The sequence below is a fragment of the Thiobacillus sp. SCN 63-57 genome, from assembly GCF_001725555.1.
GTDB lineage: Bacteria > Pseudomonadota > Gammaproteobacteria > Burkholderiales > Thiobacillaceae > Thiobacillus.
In genome coordinates, this window is record NZ_MEGP01000008.1 from 37,900 (window position 1) to 59,532 (window position 21,633).

The 21,633-nt window shown below is 62.6% G+C and carries 24 protein-coding genes and 1 tRNA gene; 7 read left to right on the forward strand and 18 right to left on the reverse strand.

The annotated features are described in order from the left end of the window. Positions 1–118: 118 nt before the first annotated feature. The gene (locus ABT23_RS03950; RefSeq protein ID WP_296631493.1) at positions 119–316 is read left to right on the forward strand and encodes a hypothetical protein; all 198 of its coding nucleotides are present in this window, start codon (positions 119–121) and stop codon (positions 314–316) included. A 52-nt stretch (positions 317–368) separates the two neighbouring features. After that, the gene (locus ABT23_RS03955) at positions 369–1,112 is read left to right on the forward strand and encodes a DUF599 domain-containing protein (RefSeq protein WP_296631496.1); all 744 of its coding nucleotides are present in this window, start codon (positions 369–371) and stop codon (positions 1,110–1,112) included. Between the two features lie 71 nt (positions 1,113–1,183). Here the strand turns inward: ABT23_RS03955 and ABT23_RS03960 are convergent, their stop codons facing one another. The 7 genes from ABT23_RS03960 to mobB all read right to left on the reverse strand — a co-directional run bounded on the left by ABT23_RS03960 (position 1,184) and on the right by mobB (position 7,260). Then, positions 1,184–3,145 carry a U32 family peptidase gene (locus ABT23_RS03960; RefSeq protein WP_296631498.1) on the reverse strand — a complete coding sequence of 654 codons (1,962 nt, stop codon included), beginning with the start codon at positions 3,143–3,145 and terminating at the stop codon, positions 1,184–1,186. A 25-nt stretch (positions 3,146–3,170) separates the two neighbouring features. Then, positions 3,171–3,773, reverse strand: a complete 603-nt coding sequence (locus tag ABT23_RS03965; RefSeq protein ID WP_296631501.1) for a YceI family protein — start codon at positions 3,771–3,773, stop codon at positions 3,171–3,173. 386 nt (positions 3,774–4,159) lie between these two features. Continuing rightward, positions 4,160–4,699 (reverse strand): cytochrome b, encoded by a 540-nt coding sequence (locus tag ABT23_RS03970; RefSeq protein WP_296631504.1) that lies wholly within the window; start codon positions 4,697–4,699, stop codon positions 4,160–4,162. A gap of 181 nt (positions 4,700–4,880) precedes the next feature. Continuing rightward, positions 4,881–5,339, reverse strand: coding sequence for a molybdopterin synthase catalytic subunit MoaE (moaE, locus tag ABT23_RS03975; protein WP_296631507.1), 459 nt, complete (start codon positions 5,337–5,339; stop codon positions 4,881–4,883). Between the two features lie 4 nt (positions 5,340–5,343). Further along, entirely contained in the window at positions 5,344–5,595 is a 252-nt protein-coding gene (gene moaD / locus ABT23_RS03980) for a molybdopterin converting factor subunit 1 (protein WP_296631510.1), read from the reverse strand. Further along, positions 5,592–6,785, reverse strand: a complete 1,194-nt coding sequence (glp, locus tag ABT23_RS03985) for a gephyrin-like molybdotransferase Glp (RefSeq protein ID WP_296631513.1) — start codon at positions 6,783–6,785, stop codon at positions 5,592–5,594. Before glp ends, moaD begins: the two co-directional genes overlap by 4 nt. Beyond that, on the reverse strand, positions 6,760–7,260 hold the full coding sequence (gene mobB, locus ABT23_RS03990) for a molybdopterin-guanine dinucleotide biosynthesis protein B (protein WP_296631516.1): 501 nt from the start codon (positions 7,258–7,260) through the stop codon (positions 6,760–6,762). The genes glp and mobB overlap by 26 nt, the downstream gene beginning before the upstream one ends. 89 nt (positions 7,261–7,349) lie before the next feature. Between mobB and moaA the strand changes: the two genes are divergently transcribed. Then, positions 7,350–8,351 (forward strand): GTP 3',8-cyclase MoaA, encoded by a 1,002-nt coding sequence (moaA, locus tag ABT23_RS03995; protein WP_296631519.1) that lies wholly within the window; start codon positions 7,350–7,352, stop codon positions 8,349–8,351. A 7-nt stretch (positions 8,352–8,358) separates the two neighbouring features. On the opposite strand, the gene senA is transcribed toward moaA, so the two are convergent. Beyond that, positions 8,359–9,516, reverse strand: coding sequence for a selenoneine synthase SenA (senA, locus tag ABT23_RS04000; protein WP_296631522.1), 1,158 nt, complete (start codon positions 9,514–9,516; stop codon positions 8,359–8,361). A 62-nt stretch (positions 9,517–9,578) separates the two neighbouring features. Between senA and selD the strand changes: the two genes are divergently transcribed. Beyond that, entirely contained in the window at positions 9,579–10,649 is a 1,071-nt protein-coding gene (selD, locus tag ABT23_RS04005) for a selenide, water dikinase SelD (RefSeq protein WP_296631525.1), read from the forward strand. A gap of 154 nt (positions 10,650–10,803) precedes the next feature. Here selD and ABT23_RS04010 read toward each other — a convergent pair whose 3' ends face one another. Then, on the reverse strand, positions 10,804–12,003 hold the full coding sequence (locus ABT23_RS04010) for an MFS transporter (RefSeq protein WP_296631528.1): 1,200 nt from the start codon (positions 12,001–12,003) through the stop codon (positions 10,804–10,806). Positions 12,004–12,331: 328 nt separating this feature from the next. On the opposite strand from ABT23_RS04010, the gene ABT23_RS04015 reads away from it, so the two are divergent. From ABT23_RS04015 to ABT23_RS04025, 3 genes are read left to right on the forward strand one after another with little or no spacing between them, the layout of a single operon-like run. Next, positions 12,332–13,798 (forward strand): protein adenylyltransferase SelO, encoded by a 1,467-nt coding sequence (locus ABT23_RS04015; protein ID WP_296631530.1) that lies wholly within the window; start codon positions 12,332–12,334, stop codon positions 13,796–13,798. Next, complete coding sequence (locus tag ABT23_RS04020) at positions 13,795–14,517, forward strand: hypothetical protein (RefSeq protein ID WP_296631534.1); 723 nt, start codon at positions 13,795–13,797, stop codon at positions 14,515–14,517. Before ABT23_RS04015 ends, ABT23_RS04020 begins: the two co-directional genes overlap by 4 nt. A gap of 1 nt (position 14,518) precedes the next feature. Beyond that, positions 14,519–15,202 carry a DUF6499 domain-containing protein gene (locus ABT23_RS04025; protein WP_296631537.1) on the forward strand — a complete coding sequence of 228 codons (684 nt, stop codon included), beginning with the start codon at positions 14,519–14,521 and terminating at the stop codon, positions 15,200–15,202. Between the two features lie 51 nt (positions 15,203–15,253). On the opposite strand, the gene ABT23_RS04030 is transcribed toward ABT23_RS04025, so the two are convergent. The 9 genes from ABT23_RS04030 to infC form a co-directional block, all read right to left on the reverse strand. Continuing rightward, the gene (locus tag ABT23_RS04030; protein WP_296631538.1) at positions 15,254–15,838 is read right to left on the reverse strand and encodes a Fe-Mn family superoxide dismutase; all 585 of its coding nucleotides are present in this window, start codon (positions 15,836–15,838) and stop codon (positions 15,254–15,256) included. 134 nt (positions 15,839–15,972) lie between these two features. Further along, positions 15,973–16,049: transfer RNA gene (locus ABT23_RS04035), tRNA-Pro, on the reverse strand. Between the two features lie 47 nt (positions 16,050–16,096). Further along, on the reverse strand, positions 16,097–16,465 hold the full coding sequence (locus ABT23_RS04040; RefSeq protein ID WP_296631540.1) for a MerR family transcriptional regulator: 369 nt from the start codon (positions 16,463–16,465) through the stop codon (positions 16,097–16,099). Next, positions 16,443–16,754, reverse strand: a complete 312-nt coding sequence (locus ABT23_RS04045) for an integration host factor subunit alpha (RefSeq protein ID WP_018508200.1) — start codon at positions 16,752–16,754, stop codon at positions 16,443–16,445. The genes ABT23_RS04040 and ABT23_RS04045 overlap by 23 nt, the downstream gene beginning before the upstream one ends. Positions 16,755–16,848: 94 nt before the next feature. Beyond that, positions 16,849–19,194 carry a phenylalanine--tRNA ligase subunit beta gene (pheT, locus tag ABT23_RS04050; RefSeq protein WP_296631543.1) on the reverse strand — a complete coding sequence of 782 codons (2,346 nt, stop codon included), beginning with the start codon at positions 19,192–19,194 and terminating at the stop codon, positions 16,849–16,851. A 16-nt stretch (positions 19,195–19,210) separates the two neighbouring features. Continuing rightward, positions 19,211–20,230: a phenylalanine--tRNA ligase subunit alpha gene (gene pheS, locus ABT23_RS04055; protein ID WP_296631546.1), complete on the reverse strand. Its 1,020-nt coding sequence runs from the start codon at positions 20,228–20,230 to the stop codon at positions 19,211–19,213. A 168-nt stretch (positions 20,231–20,398) separates the two neighbouring features. Then, complete coding sequence (gene rplT, locus ABT23_RS04060; protein ID WP_296631549.1) at positions 20,399–20,758, reverse strand: 50S ribosomal protein L20; 360 nt, start codon at positions 20,756–20,758, stop codon at positions 20,399–20,401. A 12-nt stretch (positions 20,759–20,770) separates the two neighbouring features. Further along, complete coding sequence (gene rpmI, locus ABT23_RS04065; RefSeq protein ID WP_296631552.1) at positions 20,771–20,968, reverse strand: 50S ribosomal protein L35; 198 nt, start codon at positions 20,966–20,968, stop codon at positions 20,771–20,773. A gap of 122 nt (positions 20,969–21,090) precedes the next feature. Continuing rightward, a complete protein-coding gene (infC, locus tag ABT23_RS04070) occupies positions 21,091–21,615 on the reverse strand; it encodes a translation initiation factor IF-3 (protein WP_296631593.1) in 525 nt (174 codons plus the stop codon). Positions 21,616–21,633 lie beyond the last annotated feature (18 nt).

Below are 21,633 nucleotides of genomic sequence, written 5' to 3' on the forward strand. Positions count from 1 at the left end.
TCAAGCATGCTGAGCACATGGCCCGTAATGATTTTCTATTTAATAAACAATTGGTTATAAAAATGGCACGCAATATGCAATAAAAGGAGCGACCTCAACAACAAATTGCGAGAAAACCATGAACGTCATGACCCGAATCATCAATGCCCTGGCTTTCGCCAACGTCGGCAACCAGAATGAATTCAATGTCCTGCTGCGTCAGGTCGAACCGTCATCTACTTCCAAGCTGGATGAGACTCCGTGCGGAGCGGTTTCCGCACGCGCCGACGCGTCCTCCGCTGCGCCGAGCATCCGGCATGCACAGAGCGCTCTGTGAGCGCTATCCGCTGTGCAACATGGGCCGATGAATTGACCTGGAAACCGAGAGGATGGAATTGTTAACCGAATTTGAAACCGATATTGTGGCGCTTGTAATCAGCGTCCTGAGTGTTGTCGCGTACTACCTTTTCCTCAGCATGAAAGTGCGGGAAAACCCCACCTACACGATACATGGCGTGCACGAGCTCGCGCGCCGCTTGTGGGTAGCCAACATCATGCGCAATCCCGCCCAGGGCATCATGGGCGTGCAAACGCTGCGTAACTGGATCATGGGCTCGACATTGATGGCCTCCACTGCTGCCATCCTGATCATCGGTACGCTCACGCTCTCCGGTCAGGCCGAGAGCATTACGCGTAGCTGGCATGTGCTCAGCATGACCAGCAGCCATGCCGCCGAATTGTGGATCGTCAAGGTCATGGCCCTGCTGATCACCTTCATCGTGGCGTTCTTTGCCTTTGCCATGTCGGTACGCCTGGCCAATCACGTGGTGTTCATGATCAACGTGCCGGAATTCGAAGCACATCACAATCTGTCGCCGGAATCTGTGGCTCGCCGTCTGCATCGTTCCGGCACCATGTTTTCGATCGGCATGCGCGCCTTCCTGTTTGCCATCCCGCTGGTGTTCTGGCTGTTCGGGCCTTATTTCCTGGTGGCAGCGTCGATCGGCCTGATCATTGCGCTCTACCGCCTCGACCGCAGTGAATCCGAAGGCGTCATGGATGTCGGCCCCTCGGAAAAGCAAAAGCAGCAGAACGCGCCGGTCGTGTCCATACAGGCCAAGTACGCCAAGTAAATCCCCGGTAAATGACAGGTACAGGTGTGGTTCTTGTGAACCGCACCTGCCGTACCCCACGACGCGACCGACTATGCTCTGGGACGCGCCCTGTAGAACGTCAACGGCGCACTGTTCTTCGCAACCGCCGGCTTCAGCTTCCCTACCACATGCATTTCGCACGGCTTGCAATCGAAGCGTAGCGTGAGCTTCTCGCTGCCGTTGATCAGCGTCAGCGGCGCGGCGCGTACCGTACCCTGCACGCCGGTGACACCCTTGGCCTGCTTGGGGCAGAGTGAGAGTGAATAGCGGACGCAGTGCTTGGTGATCATCAACGAGACTTCACCAGACTCCTCGTGGCTTTCGTAGGCTGCGGCAATGACGTGCACGCCGTGCTTTGCGTAGAAATCGCGCGCCTTGTGATTGTAGACATTGGCCAGATAGGTGAGCGTGTCTTCAGGATAGGCTACGGGCGGCTCGACCGGCCGCATACGCGGCGGGCGCGTATAGGCCGCAGCACGCGCCGTTTCCAGTGCGGCGACCGCATCGCGACGCAAGGCATTGACGAAAGAAGCCGGAATGAACCAGGACTGCGTCAATTCAAGCGCAACCCCCATGGCTGCAAAGGGCGTAGTGCCGAGCTTGCCGAGATGCGCGCACAATGTGGCCTCGGCCTTGGCGGTGTCGTTGGCCGCTTCCCGGGGATGTGCGGCGGCCGCTATGGCGCTGTGGCCATCTTCATCGGTCAGGGTGAGCGAGAACCCCTCTTCGGTTTCGCCCAGGCGCATCCACACACCGATACGACGATCGCTGGATGCCTTGTCCAGCATGCGTATCCAGTTCATATCGCGATTGCGGTTGACCGGCGTGCCGGCGCGCAAGTCCTTGAAACCCGCCATGGGATCTTTTGGGAACACTCGCCACACGCCCTCGCCCAATTTCTCGGCACGGTTGATCGCAAGCCCGGCCAGATCTTTCTGCAGCGTGTAGTAGCAGAGGCCGTCGCCGTTGTTGAGTACGGTATCGGGCATATCGGTCTCCAGTTCCACCCATTTGTCGCCAAGCTTGCGCACATGGCCGATCGGCAAACCGGGATTTTTCGGCGTGTCGAATGCACCGATATCGTCCTTGCGTCCGCCGACGAAATAATCGGTGAATTCGCGGTTGAAATTCTGGTTGGGGTCGGGCGTGAAGCTGAACGTGGTGCGGCCGGATGACGCGCGTGCGAATTCCGGGCGGCGCGAGATGATCTCGTCGAGCAATGTCCGGTAATGGGCCGTGATGTTCTTCACGTAGCCCATGTCCTTGTAGCGGCCCTCGATCTTGAAGCTGCGGATACCGGCATCGATCAGCGCTTCGAGGTTGTTGCTCTGATTGTTGTCCTTCATCGACAACACGTGCTTGTCGTGGGCGACGATACGGCCTTCCATGTCGGTGACCTGGTACGGCAGGCGGCAGGCCTGCGAGCAGTCGCCTCGATTGGCGCTGCGCCCGGTGTGGGCATGGCTGATGTAGCACTGGCCGCTGTAGGCAACGCACAGCGCACCGTGGACGAAGAATTCCAGCGTGCAGCGCGCAGGGTGGGTCACGGCGCGGATCGCGGCGATCTGCTTGAGGTCGAGCTCGCGCGCCAGCACGATCTGGCTCAATCCGACGTCCTGCAGGAAGCGGGCCTTCTCGGGCGTGCGGATATCGGTCTGGGTACTGGCATGCAGTTGGATCGGCGGCAGGTCGAGCTCCAGCAGGCCCATGTCCTGGATGATCAGCGCGTCGACGCCCGCCTCGTAAAGCTGCCGGATTTGTTGCCGGGCCGGCTCCAGTTCATCGTCGCGCAGGATGGTATTGAGTGTGACGAACACGCGCGCATTGAAGCGATGCGCATGCGCCGCCAGCCTGGCGATCTCGGCGATCTCGTTGGATGCGGCCGCACGCGCACCGAACGACGGCCCGCCGATATACACTGCATCGGCACCGTGATTGACGGCTTCGATGCCGATGTCGGCATCGCGCGCGGGAGCGAGCAGTTCGAGTTGATGGGGTTCCACGGGCGGCATTCCGGACAGCAAAACGCCATTTTACTTACTTGGCGGGGTCGCGGCTTGCCAACTGCAGATACGATTGCGCCTTGACTGCCTTGAAGGCCAGGTTCAGCGTGATGTCGTTGCCAACGAGGAAGGCGTACTTGCGCATGTTGAAGTCCGAGCGCCTGAGCGTGAGGGTCGCATTGGCGCCGCAGGTCTCCACCCGGGACTCGGGATCCTGCATGCACTGGAAATGCGTCACGGCAAGCGTCACCGGCCGGGTCACCCCCTTGATCGTCAGATCGCCCGACAGACTCGACTGCTCGCCGTTCAGGTTCATCTTGCCGGATTTGAAGGTAATGACCGGATAGTTGGCGGCATCGAAGAAATCCGCCGCTTTCATTTGCGCATCCAGCAAAGCCTGGCCGGTGTTGACCGAAGCGGCGTCGATGCTTACCTCGGCCGACCCTGACTGGCTGTCGCGATCGAATACCACTATGCCGCTGACTTTATCGAACCGATTGGTCTGGCTCGAGAGCCCCAGATAGCGATAACTGAACTGCGAGGACGTGCGGCTGCTGTCGATCACATAGGTTTCGGGTGCAGCCAAGGCTGAAGTTGCACTGGCAACAAGCGCGGTCAACAAGACAAAACGTTTCATAGATGCTCCTGCGAAAGGTGAACATCGGGATCCATTTGCCCGGCGGTCATGCCGCCCGACCGCTCCCGGTCATCGTTTCCTCCGGGAGCCTCGCAGGTGTTGCAACGCGTGTGCCCGCTGCCGGGCGCTGAAGTCGATCAAATTAAAATCAACAAAATCAATATGTTGTGCTTTTACGCTCCATACGGATTCGCCGCGAATGGCCGCCAAATGACGGAAATCCCACACGCAACGTCGAACCGGGGACAACACCGAGCCCCGCATGGGAACGCGCAGGCCCTTCAAGATGGAGGTTGGGAATAGGCAATCTGCCGACGGCAGGCCTGGTGCATGCGTGGCCGGCGCCACGCATGCACATCAAGTGGAACGATGCACAGGTTTGTCGCTTAAGTCTTGTTCCAGCCCATGCGCTGCAAGAATGGCTGGCGTTCGATGAAGTGGTGCTGGAGAGCGCCGGCCACATGCAGGACGACCAGGGCAAGCAGGGTGTAATTCAGCGTTTCGTGCACTTCCTCGAGCAGATGACCCAAGGCCTTGTCCTTGCCGATCAGGTCAGGCAACGGCAGTACGCCGAACCACACCGTCTGCACGCCCTTGGCAGAGCTCATCAGCCAGCCCGAAATCGGAATCACCAGAATCAGCAAATACAGCAGGCCATGCGCGACGGCACTCGCACGGCGCTGCCAACTGGCGACGCTGGCAGGCAGCGGTGGCGGCGTATGCGTCAGCCGCCACACCACCCGCAGTCCCGCCAGCATGAACACGGTGACGCCGATCCACTTGTGGTAGCTGAAGAGCTTGAGTTTCTCGGGCGACAAGGGCAGGTCGGCCATGTACAGCCCGAGCGGGAACGCCACGAAAATCAGCAGGGCAACCAGCCAGTGCAGCACGATCGCAGGGGTGGAATAACGCATTGCGGAAGTCATGCAATCTCCATGTTTGAAACCATTCAGAGGGGAAAAGCGGCCGACAGAATGTGGAGTCCGGTCAGCCAGGCAACGAAAAGAATCCTACTCGGTTTCCGCGATTGCGGGGCGTCGCAGAATACGGATCAAACCGAGACAGGGCCATGTAAAAACGTATGGCCGATTGTGCGGGGACGATGCATCAATCAGTTTTTCCCCAGCGCATGGCCGCTGCATCGTCGCTGGCGCGCGCCTCAACCCAGCGTTCGCCCTCCGGAGTCTCTTCCTTCTTCCAGAACGGCGCACGGGTTTTCAGATAATCCATGATGAATTCACAGGCGGCAAACGCCTCGCCGCGATGGCTGCCCGCCACGGCAACCAGCACGATGGGGTCGCCCGGCAGCAACCGGCCCACCCGATGGATCAGCGTGACGTCGAGCAGAGTCCAGCGCGATTGCGCTTCCTCGACCAGCGCGGCCAGCGCCTTCTCGGTCATGCCCGGATAGTGTTCCAGCGTCATCGCGGCGACATCGCTGCCGTCGTTCATGTCACGTGCCAGGCCGACGAAGCTGGCGATGGCGCCGATGTCGGAGCGGCCGCGTCGCATGGCGTCGACTTCCGCGCCCAACTCGAAAGCCGCGTTCTGGACCACTATCTTCATCGTTTCAGCCTCCGGTGACCGGCGGGAAAATCGCGACTTCGGCGTTCTCGCTCAAGGCCGCATCGAGCGCGACGATGTCCTGATTGACCGCTACCCGGTATGCCCGGTCCGCGGCCAGTTCTTCCGTCCACACGCCCCCGCGGGCCTGCAACTGGGCGACCAGATCGGCGACGGTGCTGCCGGCGCAATCCAGCGTTTCCTCCGCGCATCCGAGGCGCTCGCGCAGGCGGGCAAAATAGAGCACGCGCAGTTTCATGTCAGCAGTTCCGCAAGGGGAATGAAGCGTACCCAGTCGCCCGGTTGCACCGTCTGGCCGATCTCGATATCGACGAGCCCATCGGCCCACGCACACGATGTCAGCACACCCGAACTCTGGTTGGGATAGATTGCCGCGCGACCGTTTTCCTGCATGCGGGCGCGCAGGAATTCGCGCCGCACGCCGGGCTTGGTCCAGGCAAAATCCGCCTTGACCGGAAACGCCCGATACAGCACATCGCGAACCCCCATGCGCTTCAAGAGGAACGGCCGCACGAACAGGCAGAAGGTAACGAAGGCCGACACCGGATTGCCCGGCAGGCCGATGAAGTCGGCCTCATCCACGCGTCCGTAGACAAGCGGCTTGCCGGGTTTCATTGCGACTTTCCACATCTCGACGCGTCCCAGTTTTTCGACTGCGGCCTTCACGTAATCGGCCTCGCCCACCGACACGCCGCCACTGGTGATGACGACGTCGGCCACGCTGGCGGCACCGGCCAGCGCAGCCTCGGTCGCTTCCAGCGAGTCGGGCACGATGCCGAGATCGATCAGTTCGCAGCCGAGGCCGTTCACCAGCCCGGTCAAGGTATAGCGGTTGGAATTGTAGATCTGGCCCGGCCCCAGGGACGTGCCCGGCGTCACCAGTTCGTCGCCGGTGAAGAAGCACGCGACCTTCAGCCGCCGGAACACCGGCAACTCGGCCAGTCCGACCGACGCCGCGAGCCCCATCTCCGCTGCACCGATGCGGGTGCCGGTGGCGAGCACCTGTGCGCCGGTTTCGATGTCCTCGCCGGCACGGCGGACATTCTCGCCCCGCCGGGGCAATGCGTTGATCACGACGCCGTCTCCTTCGGCGTAACAGTATTCCTGCATCAGCACGGCATCGGCACCTGGCGGGATCGGCGCGCCGGTAAAGATGCGCGCAGCGGTGCCCGGCTGCAGGGACTCGCCCACCGCACCGGCAAGAATGCGCTGCGAAACCGGCAGTCGGGTGCCGGCCGCCGCCACGTCGGCAACGCGCACGGCATAGCCGTCCATCGCGCTATTGTCGAGCGGCGGCACAGTGATGGCGGAAGTCTGCGGTGTGGCCAGTACGCGACCGAGCGCAGCAGTCACTGCAACCGTTTCGGTTTCGCTTGCGCTGCGTGCGCGTTCAAGCAGGGCATCAAGCAGTTGGTTGGCTGTGAGCATGGTTCAGGATGAAGTCGGTAAGGGATTGAACGGTATCGATGTCGATGTGGGGAAATCCGTCGGGCGGCGCGATGTCCGACGCCACTGCCAGGATATTCGGGTCGTCGGGAAACAGCCAGGGCCTGGCAGTCTCGGCGCGATGGACTTCCAGCTTGGGGATGGCTTCGCGCTTGTACCCCTCGACCAGCACCAGGTCGCAAGGCGGCAACTTATTCAACAAGTCATCCAGCCGTGGCGGCGTGTCGCGGTGCTCAGTCAGTACCGCCGTGCGGTGATCCGATGCCAGCAGCACTGCCATCGCACCGGCCTCGCGTACGCGCCAACTGTCCTTGCCGGGACGGTCGATGTCGAAATCGTGGTGAGTATGCTTGATCACCGCGACTTTGAGGCCGCGCGCAGCCAGGTGCGGCAGTACCCGCTCGATGAGCGTGGTCTTGCCGCTGCCGCTGTATCCGGCGATGCCAAAGATTTTCATGGTGGCACCTTCATTGTCAGTCAGGCCAGGTCAGGCTATATTTGAGGCTATATTTTTTCATATATAACCCATTCCTGCCAACCCGCCTCATGAACGCCGTTGTTTCAACCGCTCAGCCGGGCCTCATTGATCAGTTCGGCCGCCGCATCGACTACGTACGACTGTCGGTGACGGACCGTTGCGACCTGCGCTGCAGCTATTGCATGCCGGAAGGTTTCAAGGGCTTCGAGGAGCCGGAACACTGGCTCAATTTCGATGAGATCGAACGCCTGATCGGCGCATTTGCGCGCTTGGGCGTGCGCCGCATCCGCCTGACCGGCGGCGAGCCGCTGCTGCGGCGCGACATCGCCGGACTCGCCGGACGTATCGCCGCCCTGCCCGGCATCGAAGATTTATCGTTGTCCACCAACGCAACCCAGCTCGACAAGCACGCCGAGGCATTGAAGGCCGCCGGCGTGACACGGCTCAACGTCAGCCTCGACTCACTGCAACAGGCGCGGGTGGAACGCATCAACGGCCGCGACGTACTCGCCAAGGTCATGACCGGACTGGCCGCCGCCCAGGATGCCGGCTTCGCACCGATCAAACTCAACATGGTGGCCCTGCGCGGCACCAACGACGACGAGATCGACGAGATGGTCGCCTTCTGCATGGAACGCGGCTTCGTGCTGCGGCTGATCGAGGCGATGCCGATGGGCGACACCGGCCGCAACGCCGAATACCTCGACCTGCAGCCGGTGAAAGAGCGTCTGCGTACACAGTTCGGCCTGGTCGAGACCGCCCTGTCCGGTGGCGGTCCTGCGCGCTATCTCGGCACGCCGGACGGCCACTTCAATGTCGGCTTCATCACGCCGATCTCGCAGCATTTCTGCGAAACCTGCAACCGCATCCGCATCGCCGTCGACGGCACCGCCTACATGTGCCTGGGTCAGGAAGAGAAATTCGAATTTCGCCCGCTGCTGCGCGCGGGCTGTTCCGACGCCGAACTGGAAAGCGCGATCCTGCACGCGATCAATCTCAAGCCGGAACGCCACGAATTCCGCGAAGCGCCCCACAAGATCCTGCGCTTCATGTCGATGACTGGTGGCTGAAGCCGCCTCAATCCGCGCTCACGGTACGAAAACCGGCGAAAGGATCGCGCCGGTCCGGCAGATAGAAATTGCGGAAACCAGCGTATGTCAGCGACCTATCGGTCACCGGTCCGCCGCCGCGCAATTCCCCGTGCGTGTGGAACCAGGGTTGCGAATAGTCGCGATATGGATCCGGCACGAAGCCCGGATACGGCACGAACGGGTCGCGCAGCCATTCCCACGCCTTGCCCCATTGAAATTCCGGTCGCGTCGTCGCGCGCAGCCACTGTGCCGCCACGGGCAGCCGCCGGCCCTGCCATGCGGCAAACGCCTCGGCCTCGTAACGGTTCACGTGCAGCATCGGTACTGCTTCGCCAGGTGGCTGCCAGCGGTCGAAGCGGCGCACCTGCCAGTCACCCGCGTCCCGTCTCCAGTACACAGGATGGCTGGCTTCGCTGGCCGTGCGCCAGGCCCAGCCGGCTTCCGACCACACCGACTTGCGCTCGTAGCCGCCCGCATCGACAAATTCGGCAAAGGCCGTTTCCGACACCGGGCTCGCGTCGATGTCGAATGCGGAAATCGGCACTGTGTGGCGCCATTTTTCATTGTCGAAGATGAAACCCGCATCGGGTCCGCTGCCGAGTTCCACCTCCCCACCAGGAAGCGTCAGGCGCTGTGCAAACTGGGGGATTGCGACGTCCACAAGCTCGGGCGGCGCATAGCCGAGGTTCTGGAATGCCATCCACCACGCCTCGATGTGCATCAGTTCGTGATAGAGACACAGTTCGGCGAAGTAGGCGATGTCGTTGTCGAGTCCGCTGCGCAAGCGGCTTGCCACAGCGGCGGCAACCTCGTCCGCGTAGTCGTCGACTGCTGCCGGTTGCAGCAAGGGCAGGTCCCAGCGGATGTCGTGTGGCACGCTGGAGGAATCGTAAAGGGCGTCGGCACCCCTCAGCAGGCTGGGGCCGCAAGTGCCGTCGGGCCGTTCGCGCAGGCACCAGCGCTCTTGGAACCAGACAATATGCCCGTATTCCCACAGCGGCGGATTCAGATGGCCGGCACGTGGCCCCAGCCAGCCGTCCGCAGGCAGCGCGTCGATGAACTGGCGCAGCTGCTTGCGCGCCTGCGTCAAGCGGTCGATGAGCTGCGCGGCAGGATAGCCGCTGACGGGTCGGGTTCGGTTCATGTTATATAACGCACTGTAGCCACTTCATTCTAGGCGCCCACTCTCGAAGGCGAAATCGGACCATGAGCACACCTACTCCCAACGACCCCATCCGGCTGACCCAGTTCTCCCACGGCGGCGGCTGTGGATGCAAGATCGCCCCGGCGGTGTTGCGCGACATCCTGGCCGACACGCCCTTTGCCTCGAACCTGGCGGCGGCTTATCCCGACCTGCTGGTGGGGATCGAGCACGGCGACGATGCCGCTGTCTACCGGCTGAACGACGAACAGGCGATCGTGGCGACCACCGATTTTTTCATGCCGATCGTAGACGATCCCTTCGAATTCGGCCGCATCGCCGCAACCAATGCGCTGTCCGACGTCTATGCCATGGGCGGACGTCCGCTGTTCGCCCTGGCCATCGTCGGCATGCCGATCGGCAAGCTGCCCAACGACGTCATCCGCCAGATCCTCGCCGGTGGCGAATCGGTGTGCAAGGCGGCCGGGATTCCGATCGCGGGCGGCCACTCCATCGATGCGCCTGAACCGATCTATGGCCTGGTTGGCATCGGCGTGGTGGACCCGCGCAAGGTCAAGCAGAACGGCGGCGGCCAAGCCGGTGATTGCCTCATCCTGGGCAAGCCGCTGGGCGTGGGGATATATAGCGCGGCGCTGAAAAAGGGCCTGCTCAGCCCCGACCAGTACGCATCGATGATCGCCGCCACGACCCAGCTCAACACCGCGGGTGCCGACCTGGCCGATACCGCAGGCGTACACGCGATGACCGACATCACCGGCTTTGGCCTGCTCGGCCACCTGCTCGAAATCACCCGCGCATCGAAGCTATCGGCCCAGGTCGGATTGGGACGGCTGCCGCTGTTGCCCGGCGTCGACGAACTGGCACGGGGCGGGCATATCACCGGCGCGAGCCAGCGCAACTGGGCAAGCTATGGCAGCGAAGTGCAGTTCGCCGACGGCATCGCCGACTGGCAACGCGCCCTGCTCACCGACCCGCAGACCAGTGGCGGACTGCTGGTGAGCTGTGCGCCCGCGTCCAGGGAGGCTGTGTTCGACATCTTCCGTCGTCATGGCTTCGACCGTGCGACGGAAATTGGCCAATTGCAGGCCGGCCACAACGTAGCCGTCGCGCCCTGAGGTCATTTGCCCCCGCGGGATATGCGCGGCGAGCTTCGCGGTCCGCCCATCCGTTAGAAACCGAGCACAATCGCGCAGGACGCAGCAAGCTTATAACCCCCGGCAATCGAGCATGCTGGCCGTATTGGCTTCGCCTTCGGCAAGTGTCTGCGCGCTATCCGGCGGGCGGCCGCATCGCCTCGTCGTAGTGTCCGGGTTTGAACCGTGCCACCAGCAGCGCCACCACCAGCACCGCGCCGAACTGCGCCAGCCAGCCCGCATGAAAACCGCCGGTGGCCTGATGCAGCCGCGCCATCACCCAGGGCGCCAGCGCGGTCAGCATGAATCCACCGCCCTGCATCAGCGCGTTGAGCGCACCGGCCCGCAAGGGATGGTGCAGGTGATCCAGCGCCACCACCATGAACAGGGCGAAGCAACCGCCGATCCCCACGCCCAGCACCGTGGCCGCGGTCATGGGCGCCGCGTCGGGCCGCCAGGCCAGGGCGGCAAAGCCTGCGGCCTGGCAGGCCAGCGTAAGCCAGATCCAGGGCCGGCGATCCAGATGGCGCGCAACCAGCGTCGGGAAAGCGAGCGCCGCCACCGCCTGTGCCACCGACACCACGGCCACGAGCAGGCCGCTGTGTGTCGCGCTCCAACCCTGCTCCTGGTAGTACGGCGCAAGCCAGGCCACCATCGTGGCGTAGCCGCCATTCATCAGGCCGAAGGTCAGCATGAGCAGCCAGGTGCGGCGACGGCGCAGCAGCCAGGCCGTATCGCTGCCGGTCTGCCGCACAGCCGAAGGCAGCGGCATGACGCCCAGCGTGGTCCAGGCCAGCCACAGCGCCAGCAGCACCGGCCAGACCCATAATGCGAGCGCCCCCTGCCAGCTCAGCCCCCATTGCATCGCCAGCGGCGAGAACTGCGCGCCCAGTGCGCCGCCGCTCATCAACGCAGCCGAATAGACCCCCATCATGGGCGCCACATGGCGTGGTGTGTGGAACTTGATCAAGCCCGGCAGCATGCCCTGTACCAGTGCCACGCCGACACCGCACAGAGCAGCGGTGGCGATCAACACGGCGGACACGCTGCCGGCCAGACGGAATACGCAGCCCAGAGCGATGAACGCCAGCGCCAGCATCATCGCTGGCCGCACGCCCAGGCGGTTCTGCACGGCGGGCGTCAGCCAGGTTCCCGCGCCGATCAGGGCCATGGGCAGCAGCGTGAGCCAGGCCAGCGCCTCCAGGCCCATGCCGGTCTGCGCCTGGATGGCCGGACTCAGCGGGCCGATGGCGGTGAGAAATGGGCGCAGGTTCAGCGTGACCACCACCACCGTGACCAGCCACAGCAGAATGGACGTGCGGGGGCTATGCAGCATCGCCATGAAGCCAGGTGAGCGCGGTGCCGGTGTCCGGCCACACCCGGTGCAATGATGGGGCGGTCAGAGAGAACGAACTGAAAGGGTCGGGCATGTACAGTCTCGAACAAAATAATGCCGGTGCGGCCGGCCAGGCTTGCCGTACGCGGCGCGATCCGGCACGGCCTCGACGGCAGCCGCGCGGAGAGGAAAGCATACTAGCGTACAAGCAGCCAACCCGCATGACGTGCCCGGGGCGACACGCCATGGCGTTTTGCGTCTGTATCCTCCGGGGTAACCATGCGGGCAACCGGGTGGCAGGCGCGCGGCAGGCCTTTACAATCGGCACATGGCTTCCCATCGCGACCTCACCTTCGACAACGGCTTCGCCACCCTGCCCGACACCTTTTATTCGCGCGTGCAGGCTACGCCCGTGCCCGCCCCCTACCTCGTCTGCCACAGCCCGGACGCGCTCAATCTTCTGGGTCTGGACGCCGACGCCATCCGCCATCCCGAACTGATCGAAACCCTGGCCGGAAACCGCGTGTTGCCGGGCATGGAACCCGTGGCCGCGCTCTACGCCGGGCACCAGTTCGGCCACTACGTGCCGCAACTCGGCGACGGCCGCGCGATCCTGCTGGGCGAAGTGCGGAATGCGGCGGGCGCAGGCTGGGAGGTACAGCTCAAGGGCGCCGGCCGCACCCCCTACTCGCGCGGCGGCGATGGCCGTGCGGTACTGCGTTCGAGCATCCGCGAATTTCTCTGTTCCGAGGCCATGCACGCGCTCGGCATCCCCACCACCCGCGCACTCTGCATCGTCGGCAGTGACCGCCCGGTGTACCGCGAGGACGAGGAGACCGCAGCGCTGGTCACGCGCCTGGCGCCGAGCTTCGTACGCTTCGGTTCCTTCGAGGTGTTCTACTACCGCAACCAGGTCGAGCCGATCAAGCAGCTGGCCGACTACGTGATCGAACGCTATTACCCGGACCTGAAGGATCTCGCCGATCCCTACCCCGAATTCCTGCGCCAGGTGAGCTTGCGCACGGCTGATCTGATGGCGCAATGGCAGGCGGTCGGCTTCTCGCACGGCGTGATGAACACCGACAACATGTCCATCCTTGGCTTGACGCTCGACTATGGTCCGTTCGGTTTTCTCGACGCCTTCGAGCCCGGCTACGTCTGCAACCACTCCGACACCGGCGGCCGCTACGCCTTCGACCAGCAGCCCGACGTCGCGGCGTGGAACATCACCAAGCTGGCACAGGCGCTGGTGCCGCTGATGTCGGTGGAAACCGCATCCGGCGCAATCAGCGAATATCCCCAGGCATTCGGCAAGGCCTATATCGAACGCATGGCCGCCAAATTCGGCCTGCCGCCGGGCGGCGATACTGCTTCTCTCATAATGGACGCGCTGCAGCTGCTGGCGCAGAACCGCGTCGACTACACGATCTTCCTGCGCCGCCTGTGCGACTTCGACAGCGCGATCGATGCATCCAATACGCCGCTGCGCGATTGCTTCCTCGACCGTGCGGCTTTTGACGCCTGGGCGTCGCGCTATGCCGCCGCCCTGCGCCAGCAGGGCTCCAGCGACACGGCACGGCGCCAGGCGATGCGCGCGGTCAACCCCAAGTACATCCTGCGCAACCACCTGGCCGAGATCGCCATACGCCGGGCGGCGGACGAACGCGACTACAGCGAGGTCAACCGCCTGCACACGCTGCTGACCCGTCCGTTCGACGAGCAGCCGGAATACGAAGCCTACGCTGCCGAGCCGCCCGATTGGGCGAGGAAGATTGAGGTAAGCTGCTCGTCGTGAACCGACTCGCTGCCCTGTCCGTCCCTCTGTTGGCCGCACTCCTGCTCGGCGCCTGCAGCAGTTCGGCCATCCAGCGCAAGGACGGTAGCAGCAGCGTACGCAGTTTCAGTCTGCGCGATCTGGCCAAGAGTGACGTCGACGAGGTCATCGAGATCCATCAGCAGGCTGCCCTGGCCAGCCTCAAGACCCTGACCCTCAAACTCTACCGTCGCAATCCGGGCGAATGGCGGAAATCCGGATACGCCAGCGCCGACGACGCGACCGAAACCTTGTTCAAGCCCTTGTCCCATTGGCACCTGTCCCCGCAAAAGGATCTCGACTGGCAGGCCAGCCTGCGCGATGCCTGGCGCGAGGATTACATGGGAGATCGGGTGAAGGCGCTGATGGATGGACTGCTGGTGATGCACATGGCGGCGTTCGACCATCGCACCGAGTTTTATCTGCTGAGCGACGTCGACGCGCAGAAACTCTACAACGCCGCACGCAACACCGAGGCCGTGGCCTGGAAATTGGCGACAGCCCGGAACGCGCGCAACGAACCCTTGCTGTTGTCCAACGGTACCGACGGCAACGGCGTGATCAATCTCAGCTTCGAACGCGAATTCGGCAAACTCATCGGCAACCAGGACACGCTGGCCCGGATCGTGGAGGACAAAAGCAACCGCGCAATCCGCTTCGGCGTCGTCAACCTCACCAGCATGGTGTTCCTGCCGGTCTGACATGGAGACCGATGCCTACGCGTATTGCGCCATCCTGACGCGCGACCAGTGGGCGTGGGAATTCCTGCGCCGCAATCCCGACTACCGGGCCGATTACCGCCGCTTCATCACGTTGTGGCACGCGCTCGAAGCCGACTATGGCGCCCCGCCCAATCGCGATTTCCCGCGCTGGAAGCAGGACCCGCGCGCCTACGGCCCCCTGCCTGGCGACGCCGACCTCGCCGCCCCCACCGGCGAACTGTGCGTGGTGGAAGACGATCGGGTGCTGCTCGAGTGCTGGATGGGCGCGAAATGGGGCTTCTACAAATTCCCGCTCGACCCCGAGCGCGTTGCACCCGGCCCGGACGAACTGTCGTGGCGCCCGCCGCCGCAGCCGGACGGCGAGGTCGAAGCCCCCTACCGCGTCGATCTGACGTTCGACCTCTCGCTGCCACTGCCGCCGCAACTCGAAGCCGCGAAATTTCGCCTCGTCGGCCGCGCCGCCGAACTGCGCAGACAGGGTATCCTCGCGCCGAAGACCGTGGCAAATCAGTGCGCACGCTGGGTACGCATGCTGCAGGTGCTGGACGGTGATACGCCGCCGAAAGGGGATCATGACGACCTGCTGCGCGAAGCGCAGGCAATGACGCTGAGCGGCTATCTGGATATCCTGCGACTGGCGGATACCGGCGCGAATGCAAAATAAAACCGGGGCGTCATGCCCCGGTTCCGGTTTGCAGCCTACTACGAGGTGGGCTTAGGCGAAATTCGCCTCGGCAAATTTCCAGTTCACCAGATTGCCGAGGAAGGTCTCGACGAACTTGGGACGCAAGTTGCGGTAGTCGATGTAGTAGGCATGCTCCCACACGTCGATGCACAGCAGGGCCTTGTCGCCGGTGGTCAGCGGGGTGCCGGCGGCGCCCATGTTGACGATGTCGACCGAACCGTCGGCCTTCTTCACCAGCCAGGTCCAGCCGGAACCGAAGTTGCCCACGGCGCTGGTCTGGAAAGCCTTCTTGAACTCGTCGTACGAGCCCCACTTCTTGTTGATGGCGTCGGCCAGCGCGCCGGTGGGTGCGCCGCCGCCATTGGGGGTCAGGCAGTTCCAGAAGAAGGTGTGGTTCCACACCTGGGCTGCGTTGTTGTAGACGCCGCCGGCAGGCGCGCTCTTGACAATATCTTCGAGCGACTTGCTCTCGAAGTCGGTGCCCTTGATCAGGTTGTTGAGGTTGGTCACGTAGGCCTGATGGTGCTTGGCATAGTGGTATTCGAAGGTTTCCTTGGACATGTGCGGTGCGAGCGCATCCATGGCAAAGGGCAGTGCGGGCAAGGTGTGTTCCATAGCTTTCTCCTGATATTGAACAAACGGTAAATATAGTGCCTCTACCGAACATTGCAGATGCCGCAACGACAACAGGGTTTCTGCCGCCGTAAAGAAAAAGGGCCGGCATGACCGACCCCGATTCCTTGATTTGTTGGTCGGGGCGAGAAGATTCGAACTTCCGACCCCCTGCACCCCATGCAGGTGCGCTACCAGGCTGCGCTACGCCCCGACGAAGCCCAAGATTCTAACAGAGGTGCGGCATGAGGCGGAAGCCCGTCAACCCAATATTTTCAGAATGGCGCTGATTTCGGCGCGCAATTTGCCGACGTCCAGCGAGGGTTCCAGCGAGGAATCGGTTACGGATTCGGTGACCGTATCGGCATCATGCTCCAGGCGCTGCCGTGCACCGCTGATGGTGAAACCCTCTTCGTACAGCAGTTCGCGGATGCGGCGGATCAGCAGGACTTCGTGGTGCTGGTAATAACGTCGATTGCCGCGCCGCTTGACCGGACGCAACTGGGTGAATTCCTGTTCCCAATAACGCAGCACGTGCGCCTTGACGGCACACAGTTCAGATACTTCACCGATGGTGAAATAGCGTTTGGCCGGGATCGGCGGAAGTTCACTCCGCGTTGGGCGTTCCAATTTGGGCGCCTTCGACTTGCGATTTGAGTTTCTGGCTGGCGTGGAAGGTCACCACGCGACGCGCGGAGATCGGCATTTCCTCGCCGGTTTTGGGATTGCGTCCGGGACGCTGCGGCTTCTCGCGGCACTGGAAGTTGCCGAAACCGGACAGTTTGACGATATCGCCTTTTTCGAGCGCCAGGCGGATTTCATCGAAAAACGACTCGACGACGTCCTTCGCCTCGCGTTTGTTCAAACCCACTTTTTCGAACAACAGTTCGGCCAGATCAGCTTTGGTAAGGGTGGTCATACGTATATGTTTATCTGGGATGTCTGATGGAAAATCGCGTCAAGTACGCGCCAACAAGATGGGGCATCAGGCACGCGCAACGACATTATTTGCGTCAGGCACGCAATGCGGCATTGCACTGACGAAGCGCGGCACTGACCAGTTTCTGTACAGCATCCTCCACATCCTGATCCGTCAATGTGCGTTCAGTATCTTGCATAACTACCCGTATAGCAAGGCTTTTTTGGTTTTCTGCCACACCCTTTCCGCGGTAATCGTCGAATACCTCGATCGATTGCACGCTGCCCGGTGCAACTTCGCGCAAAGCAGTCAGCAACTCACCTGCCGGGGTATGGGCATCCAGCACGAACGCCAGATCCCGCCGTACCAGCGGGAAACGCGACAGGCTCGCATGGCGCGGCAGATCGCGCCGGCTGAGCACCTGGCTGTCGAGCTCGAACAGCATCGGTACGGCGGGCAAGTCGAACGCCTGCACCAGTCGTGGGTGCAGTGCGCCGATCCAGCCGACGGCCCGGCCATCAATCCATATCTCGGCGCTCTGCCCCGGGTGCAGCGCGGAATGGGTGCCACGCCGGGTATCGAGCGGGTGGCCGAAGAGGCGCTCAAGATCACCCTTGAGGTCAAAGAAATCGACCCGGCGCGACGACGCGCCCCATTGCTCGGGCTGCACGTCGCCGTAAGCCAGGCCGCCCAGCTTCATCGGCTGCGTCGCCTGCGACGTATACACGCGTCCCAGCTCGAAGATGCGCACCCGCTCCTGCTGGCGGTTGAGGTTGTGGCGCAAGGTCTCGATCAAGCCGCCCCACAGGGTGGTGCGCATCGCCGACAGTTGACTGGCGATCGGATTGGCCAGCGGCAACGGACGGGCATCGGCGTCGAGCGCCGTTTCCCATGCCGGATCGACGAAGCTGTAGGTGATGACTTCTTGGTAATCCAGATCGACCAGCATCTGGCGCAGGGCGTCGTCGCCCAGCACGGTTTCGTCCTGCGGCAGCATGCGCGAAGGCGCGGCCGGCGGCTGCGCCGGAATATTGTCGTAGCCGAACAGGCGCACCGCCTCCTCGATCAGGTCTTCCTCGATCGCGAGGTCAAAGCGGAAACTCGGCGGAGTGACGACGAGACAATCCTCCTGGCGCTCGACGTGTGCGCCGAGTGCAGCGAGGCCCCGCGCCACCTGGTCGGCGTCCATCTCGATGCCGGCCACGCGCTTCAGTCGCGCCAGCCGTAGCGTGATCGGCTGCCGCTCCGGCAGTTTGGCCACGGCCTCGGTTATTGGGCCGGCCTGGCCGCCACAGATGTCGATCAGCAATTCAGTCGCGCGCTCCATCGCCCGGCGGGTGGCGCCGAAATCGACGCCGCGTTCGAAACGGTGCGACGAATCGGTGGACAGGCCCAGCCGGCGCGCACGGCCGGCGATCGCCGTCGGCGCGAAGAACGCGGCCTCGAGGAAGACATCGACCGTGAATTTCTCGACGCTGGTCGGCAGTCCGCCCATGATGCCGGCCAACGCCACCGGACCACTGGCGTCGGCGATCACCAGCATGTCGGGGGCGAGTTCGGCCGTCTGGCCATTCAGCAATTCCAATTGCTCGCCCGCGCGTGCCATGCGCACCTCGATGCCCCCATCGAGGCGCGACAGGGCAAACGCATGCATCGGCTGGCCGAGTTCGAGCAGCACGTAGTTGGTGACGTCGACCGGTGCCAGCAGCGGGCGGATGCCGCTGCGTTCGAGGCGCTCCGCCATCCAGCGCGGCGTCGGCGCCTGCGCATCGATCCCGCGCACCACCCGCCCCAGATACAGCGGACAGGCTTCGCTGGCCGATACCTGGATCGGCACTGTGTCCTGGATGCGTGTGTCGACTGCCTGGATCTGGGGCAGGCGTATGTCGGCCCCGGTGATCGCGCCGACTTCCCGCGCCAGGCCCTGCATTGACAGACAGTCCGCCCGGTTGGGCGTGAGCTTGAGGGTGATCAGGGTATCGTCGAGATTGAGCCAGCCGCGGAAATCCTCGCCCACCGGCGCATCCGCCGGCAGCACCATCAACCCGTCCGCCGCGCCTTCAAGACCCAGTTCCTTGGTCGAGCACAGCATGCCGAACGATTCGACGCCGCGCACCTTGGCGACCTTGATTTCGATTCCCGGCAGGATCGCCCCGGGCCGGGCGCAGGGCACCTTGAGCCCTGCCGCTGCATTCGGCGCACCGCACACGATGGTCACGGGCGACGCCTCGCCGACATCGACCTGGCACACGCGCAGGCGGTCGGCATCGGGGTGCTTGTCCGCCGACAGGATCTCGGCCACCACCACATTATTGAACGGCGGTGCGGCCGGCGTCAGCGCCTCGACTTCCAGGCCCGCCATGGTCACGACATGGGCAAGTTGCGCGGTATCGAGCGCAGGGTTGACGAGATTGCGCAGCCAGGACTCGGGAAATTGCATGATGAATGCGCTCTAATTAATTGAATTGTTTGAGGAAGCGAAGATCGTTTTCAAAAAACAATCGCAGATCGTCGACACCGTAGCGCAGCATCGCGAGACGCTCGACGCCCAGACCGAACGCGAAGCCTACAAAACGCTCGGTATCGATATCGACATGCCTGAACACATTCGGATGCACCATGCCGCAGCCCAGCACTTCCAGCCAGCCGGTGTGCGAGCACACGCGGCAGCCTTCGCCACCGCACATCACGCAGCCGATGTCCATCTCGGCCGATGGCTCGGTGAACGGGAAGAACGAAGGACGGAAGCGTACCGGCAGGTCGTCGCGCTCAAAGAAATTGCGCATAAAATCGGCGAGCACGCCCTTGAGGTCGGCAAACGACACCGATTCGTCGACCCACAAGCCCTCGACCTGATGGAACATCGGTGTGTGCGTGACATCGGAGTCGCAGCGATAGACGCGGCCCGGCGCGATGATGCGCAACGGCGGCTGGTGGGTCTGCATATAACGCACCTGCACCGGCGAAGTATGGGTGCGCAGCAGTTCGCCGCTCTGCAGGTAGAAGGTATCGTGCATCGCCCGCGCCGGATGGTCTTCCGGGATATTGAGCGCGGTGAAGTTGTAGAAATCGGTCTCGATCTCGGGCCCGGTCGCCACCTCGAAGCCGATCGAGCGGAACAGTGCCTGGATGCGCGCCAAGGTACGCGATACCGGGTGCAGGCCGCCACGCGCCAACCCACGCCCCGGCAGGGTCACGTCCAGCGTTTCGGCCGCCAGCTGGCGGTCCAGCTCAGCTTGCTGCAAGGCTTCGCGGCGGTCCTTGAGCGCCGCTTCCACCGCCTGCTTGGCTTCATTGATGCGTGCGCCGGCGGTCTTGCGTTCCTCGGCGGGCATCGCACCCAGGCTTTTCAGCAGCTCGGTCAGCTGGCCGCTCTTGCCCAGATAGGCTGCCTTTACCTGCTCCAGATTCGGCAGATCCGGGGAGGCATGAATCGCATTGAGGGCGTCGGCAACGATTTCGTTGGGATTACGCATGGCGGTTATCTGGAAAATCTCAAATTTGTCCACGAAGGACACGAAATTCCCGAATCAAAACAATCGGATCTTCGCGCCTCTTCGTGTTCTTCGTGGATAAACATTTTGCTTTAGGACAGCACCAACAAAAAAAGGCCTTGCGGCCTTTTCTTGTTGTCTCGGTACCGCTTACGCAGCGAGCTTGGCCTTGACCTGATCGACGATCTTGGCAAAGGCATCCTTGTCGAAGATCGCGATGTCGGACAGCACCTTGCGGTCAATGCCGATTTCGGCACGGGACAGGCCGTTCATGAACACGCTGTAAGTCAGGCCGTGCTGACGCGAAGCGGCGTTGATACGGGCAATCCACAGTGCGCGGAACTGGCGCTTGCGCTGACGACGGTCGCGGTACTGATACTGACCGGCCTTCATCACCGCTTCGTTGGCGACGCGGAATACGTTCTTGCGACGACCGCGATAGCCTTTGGCGGCATCGAGGATTTTCTTGTGACTGGCGCGGGCGGTTACGCCCCGTTTGACGCGTGGCATGCTTTCTCTCCTTTATGCGTAGGGCAACATGCGGGCAACCGACTTGTGGTTGCTGGCATTGACAGTTTCCATGCCGCGCAACTGGCGCTTACGCTTGGTGCTCTTCTTGGTGAGAATGTGACGCATGAACGCGTGCGAGCGCTTGAACCCGCCGCCGCCCAGCGCGCGGAACCGCTTGGCAGCGCCGCTCTTGCTTTTCATCTTAGGCATGATGCTTCCTTTTATCTCATGCGGTCAGGTGACCCCGCGACGCGGAATGCTTCACCTACCCGACTGCACGTATTGTTGGCGTTTTTAACCCATAGGGGTCCGAGAAACGCCGGCCTCGAAACTCAGACCTTCTTCTTTGGCGCCAGCATCATCACCAGCTGGCGACCTTCCATCTTCGGGAACTGCTCGACCACTGCGAGTTCGGCCAGGTCGTTCGACACGCGCCGCAACTGCGCCATGCCGATTTCCTGGTGAGCCATTTCACGGCCCCGAAAACGCAATGTAATCTTGGTCTTATCGCCTTCTTCAAGAAACTTGATGAGGTTGCGAAGCTTGATCTGGTAATCGCCTTCGTCCGTACCCGGACGGAACTTGATTTCCTTGATCTGGACCTGCTTCTGCTTCAGCTTGGCTTCGTGCTGCTTTTTGCTTTCCTGGTACTTGAACTTGCCGTAGTCCATGATCTTGCACACGGGCGGCTGGGCCGTCGGTGCAATTTCAACCAGATCCAGGTCAGCTTCTTCCGCCTGCCGCAGCGCATCGTAAATCTTCACAATGCCAAGCTGCTCGCCTTCCACACCGACCAACCGCACCTCAGGGGCTGTAATTTCACCATTGATGCGTGTCTGCTTCTTTTCTGTCGCGATGAGCCGTTCTCCAAATAA

Bases quoted from the DNA above. Each gene is read 5' to 3' on its own strand.
- pheT (WP_296631543.1), bottom strand. From the start codon at position 19,194: ATGCAATTTCCCGAGTCCTGGCTGCGCAATCTCGTCAACCCTGCGCTC.
- ABT23_RS04010 (WP_296631528.1), bottom strand. From the start codon at position 12,003: ATGCTGCATAGCCCCCGCACGTCCATTCTGCTGTGGCTGGTCACGGTG.
- senA (WP_296631522.1), bottom strand. From the start codon at position 9,516: ATGAACCGAACCCGACCCGTCAGCGGCTATCCTGCCGCGCAGCTCATC.
- selD (WP_296631525.1), top strand. From the start codon at position 9,579: ATGAGCACACCTACTCCCAACGACCCCATCCGGCTGACCCAGTTCTCC.
- moaD (WP_296631510.1), bottom strand. From the start codon at position 5,595: ATGAAACTGCGCGTGCTCTATTTTGCCCGCCTGCGCGAGCGCCTCGGA.
- rplT (WP_296631549.1), bottom strand. From the start codon at position 20,758: ATGCCACGCGTCAAACGGGGCGTAACCGCCCGCGCCAGTCACAAGAAA.
- moaE (WP_296631507.1), bottom strand. From the start codon at position 5,339: ATGAAGATAGTGGTCCAGAACGCGGCTTTCGAGTTGGGCGCGGAAGTC.
- ABT23_RS04030 (WP_296631538.1), bottom strand. From the start codon at position 15,838: ATGGAACACACCTTGCCCGCACTGCCCTTTGCCATGGATGCGCTCGCA.
- ABT23_RS03970 (WP_296631504.1), bottom strand. From the start codon at position 4,699: ATGACTTCCGCAATGCGTTATTCCACCCCTGCGATCGTGCTGCACTGG.
- moaA (WP_296631519.1), top strand. From the start codon at position 7,350: ATGAACGCCGTTGTTTCAACCGCTCAGCCGGGCCTCATTGATCAGTTC.
- mobB (WP_296631516.1), bottom strand. From the start codon at position 7,260: ATGAAAATCTTTGGCATCGCCGGATACAGCGGCAGCGGCAAGACCACG.
- ABT23_RS03965 (WP_296631501.1), bottom strand. From the start codon at position 3,773: ATGAAACGTTTTGTCTTGTTGACCGCGCTTGTTGCCAGTGCAACTTCA.
- ABT23_RS03960 (WP_296631498.1), bottom strand. From the start codon at position 3,145: ATGCCGCCCGTGGAACCCCATCAACTCGAACTGCTCGCTCCCGCGCGC.
- pheS (WP_296631546.1), bottom strand. From the start codon at position 20,230: ATGCGTAATCCCAACGAAATCGTTGCCGACGCCCTCAATGCGATTCAT.
- ABT23_RS04015 (WP_296631530.1), top strand. From the start codon at position 12,332: ATGGCTTCCCATCGCGACCTCACCTTCGACAACGGCTTCGCCACCCTG.
- ABT23_RS03955 (WP_296631496.1), top strand. From the start codon at position 369: ATGGAATTGTTAACCGAATTTGAAACCGATATTGTGGCGCTTGTAATC.
- rpmI (WP_296631552.1), bottom strand. From the start codon at position 20,968: ATGCCTAAGATGAAAAGCAAGAGCGGCGCTGCCAAGCGGTTCCGCGCG.
- ABT23_RS04045 (WP_018508200.1), bottom strand. From the start codon at position 16,754: ATGACCACCCTTACCAAAGCTGATCTGGCCGAACTGTTGTTCGAAAAA.
- ABT23_RS04025 (WP_296631537.1), top strand. From the start codon at position 14,519: ATGGAGACCGATGCCTACGCGTATTGCGCCATCCTGACGCGCGACCAG.
- glp (WP_296631513.1), bottom strand. From the start codon at position 6,785: ATGCTCACAGCCAACCAACTGCTTGATGCCCTGCTTGAACGCGCACGC.
- ABT23_RS03950 (WP_296631493.1), top strand. From the start codon at position 119: ATGAACGTCATGACCCGAATCATCAATGCCCTGGCTTTCGCCAACGTC.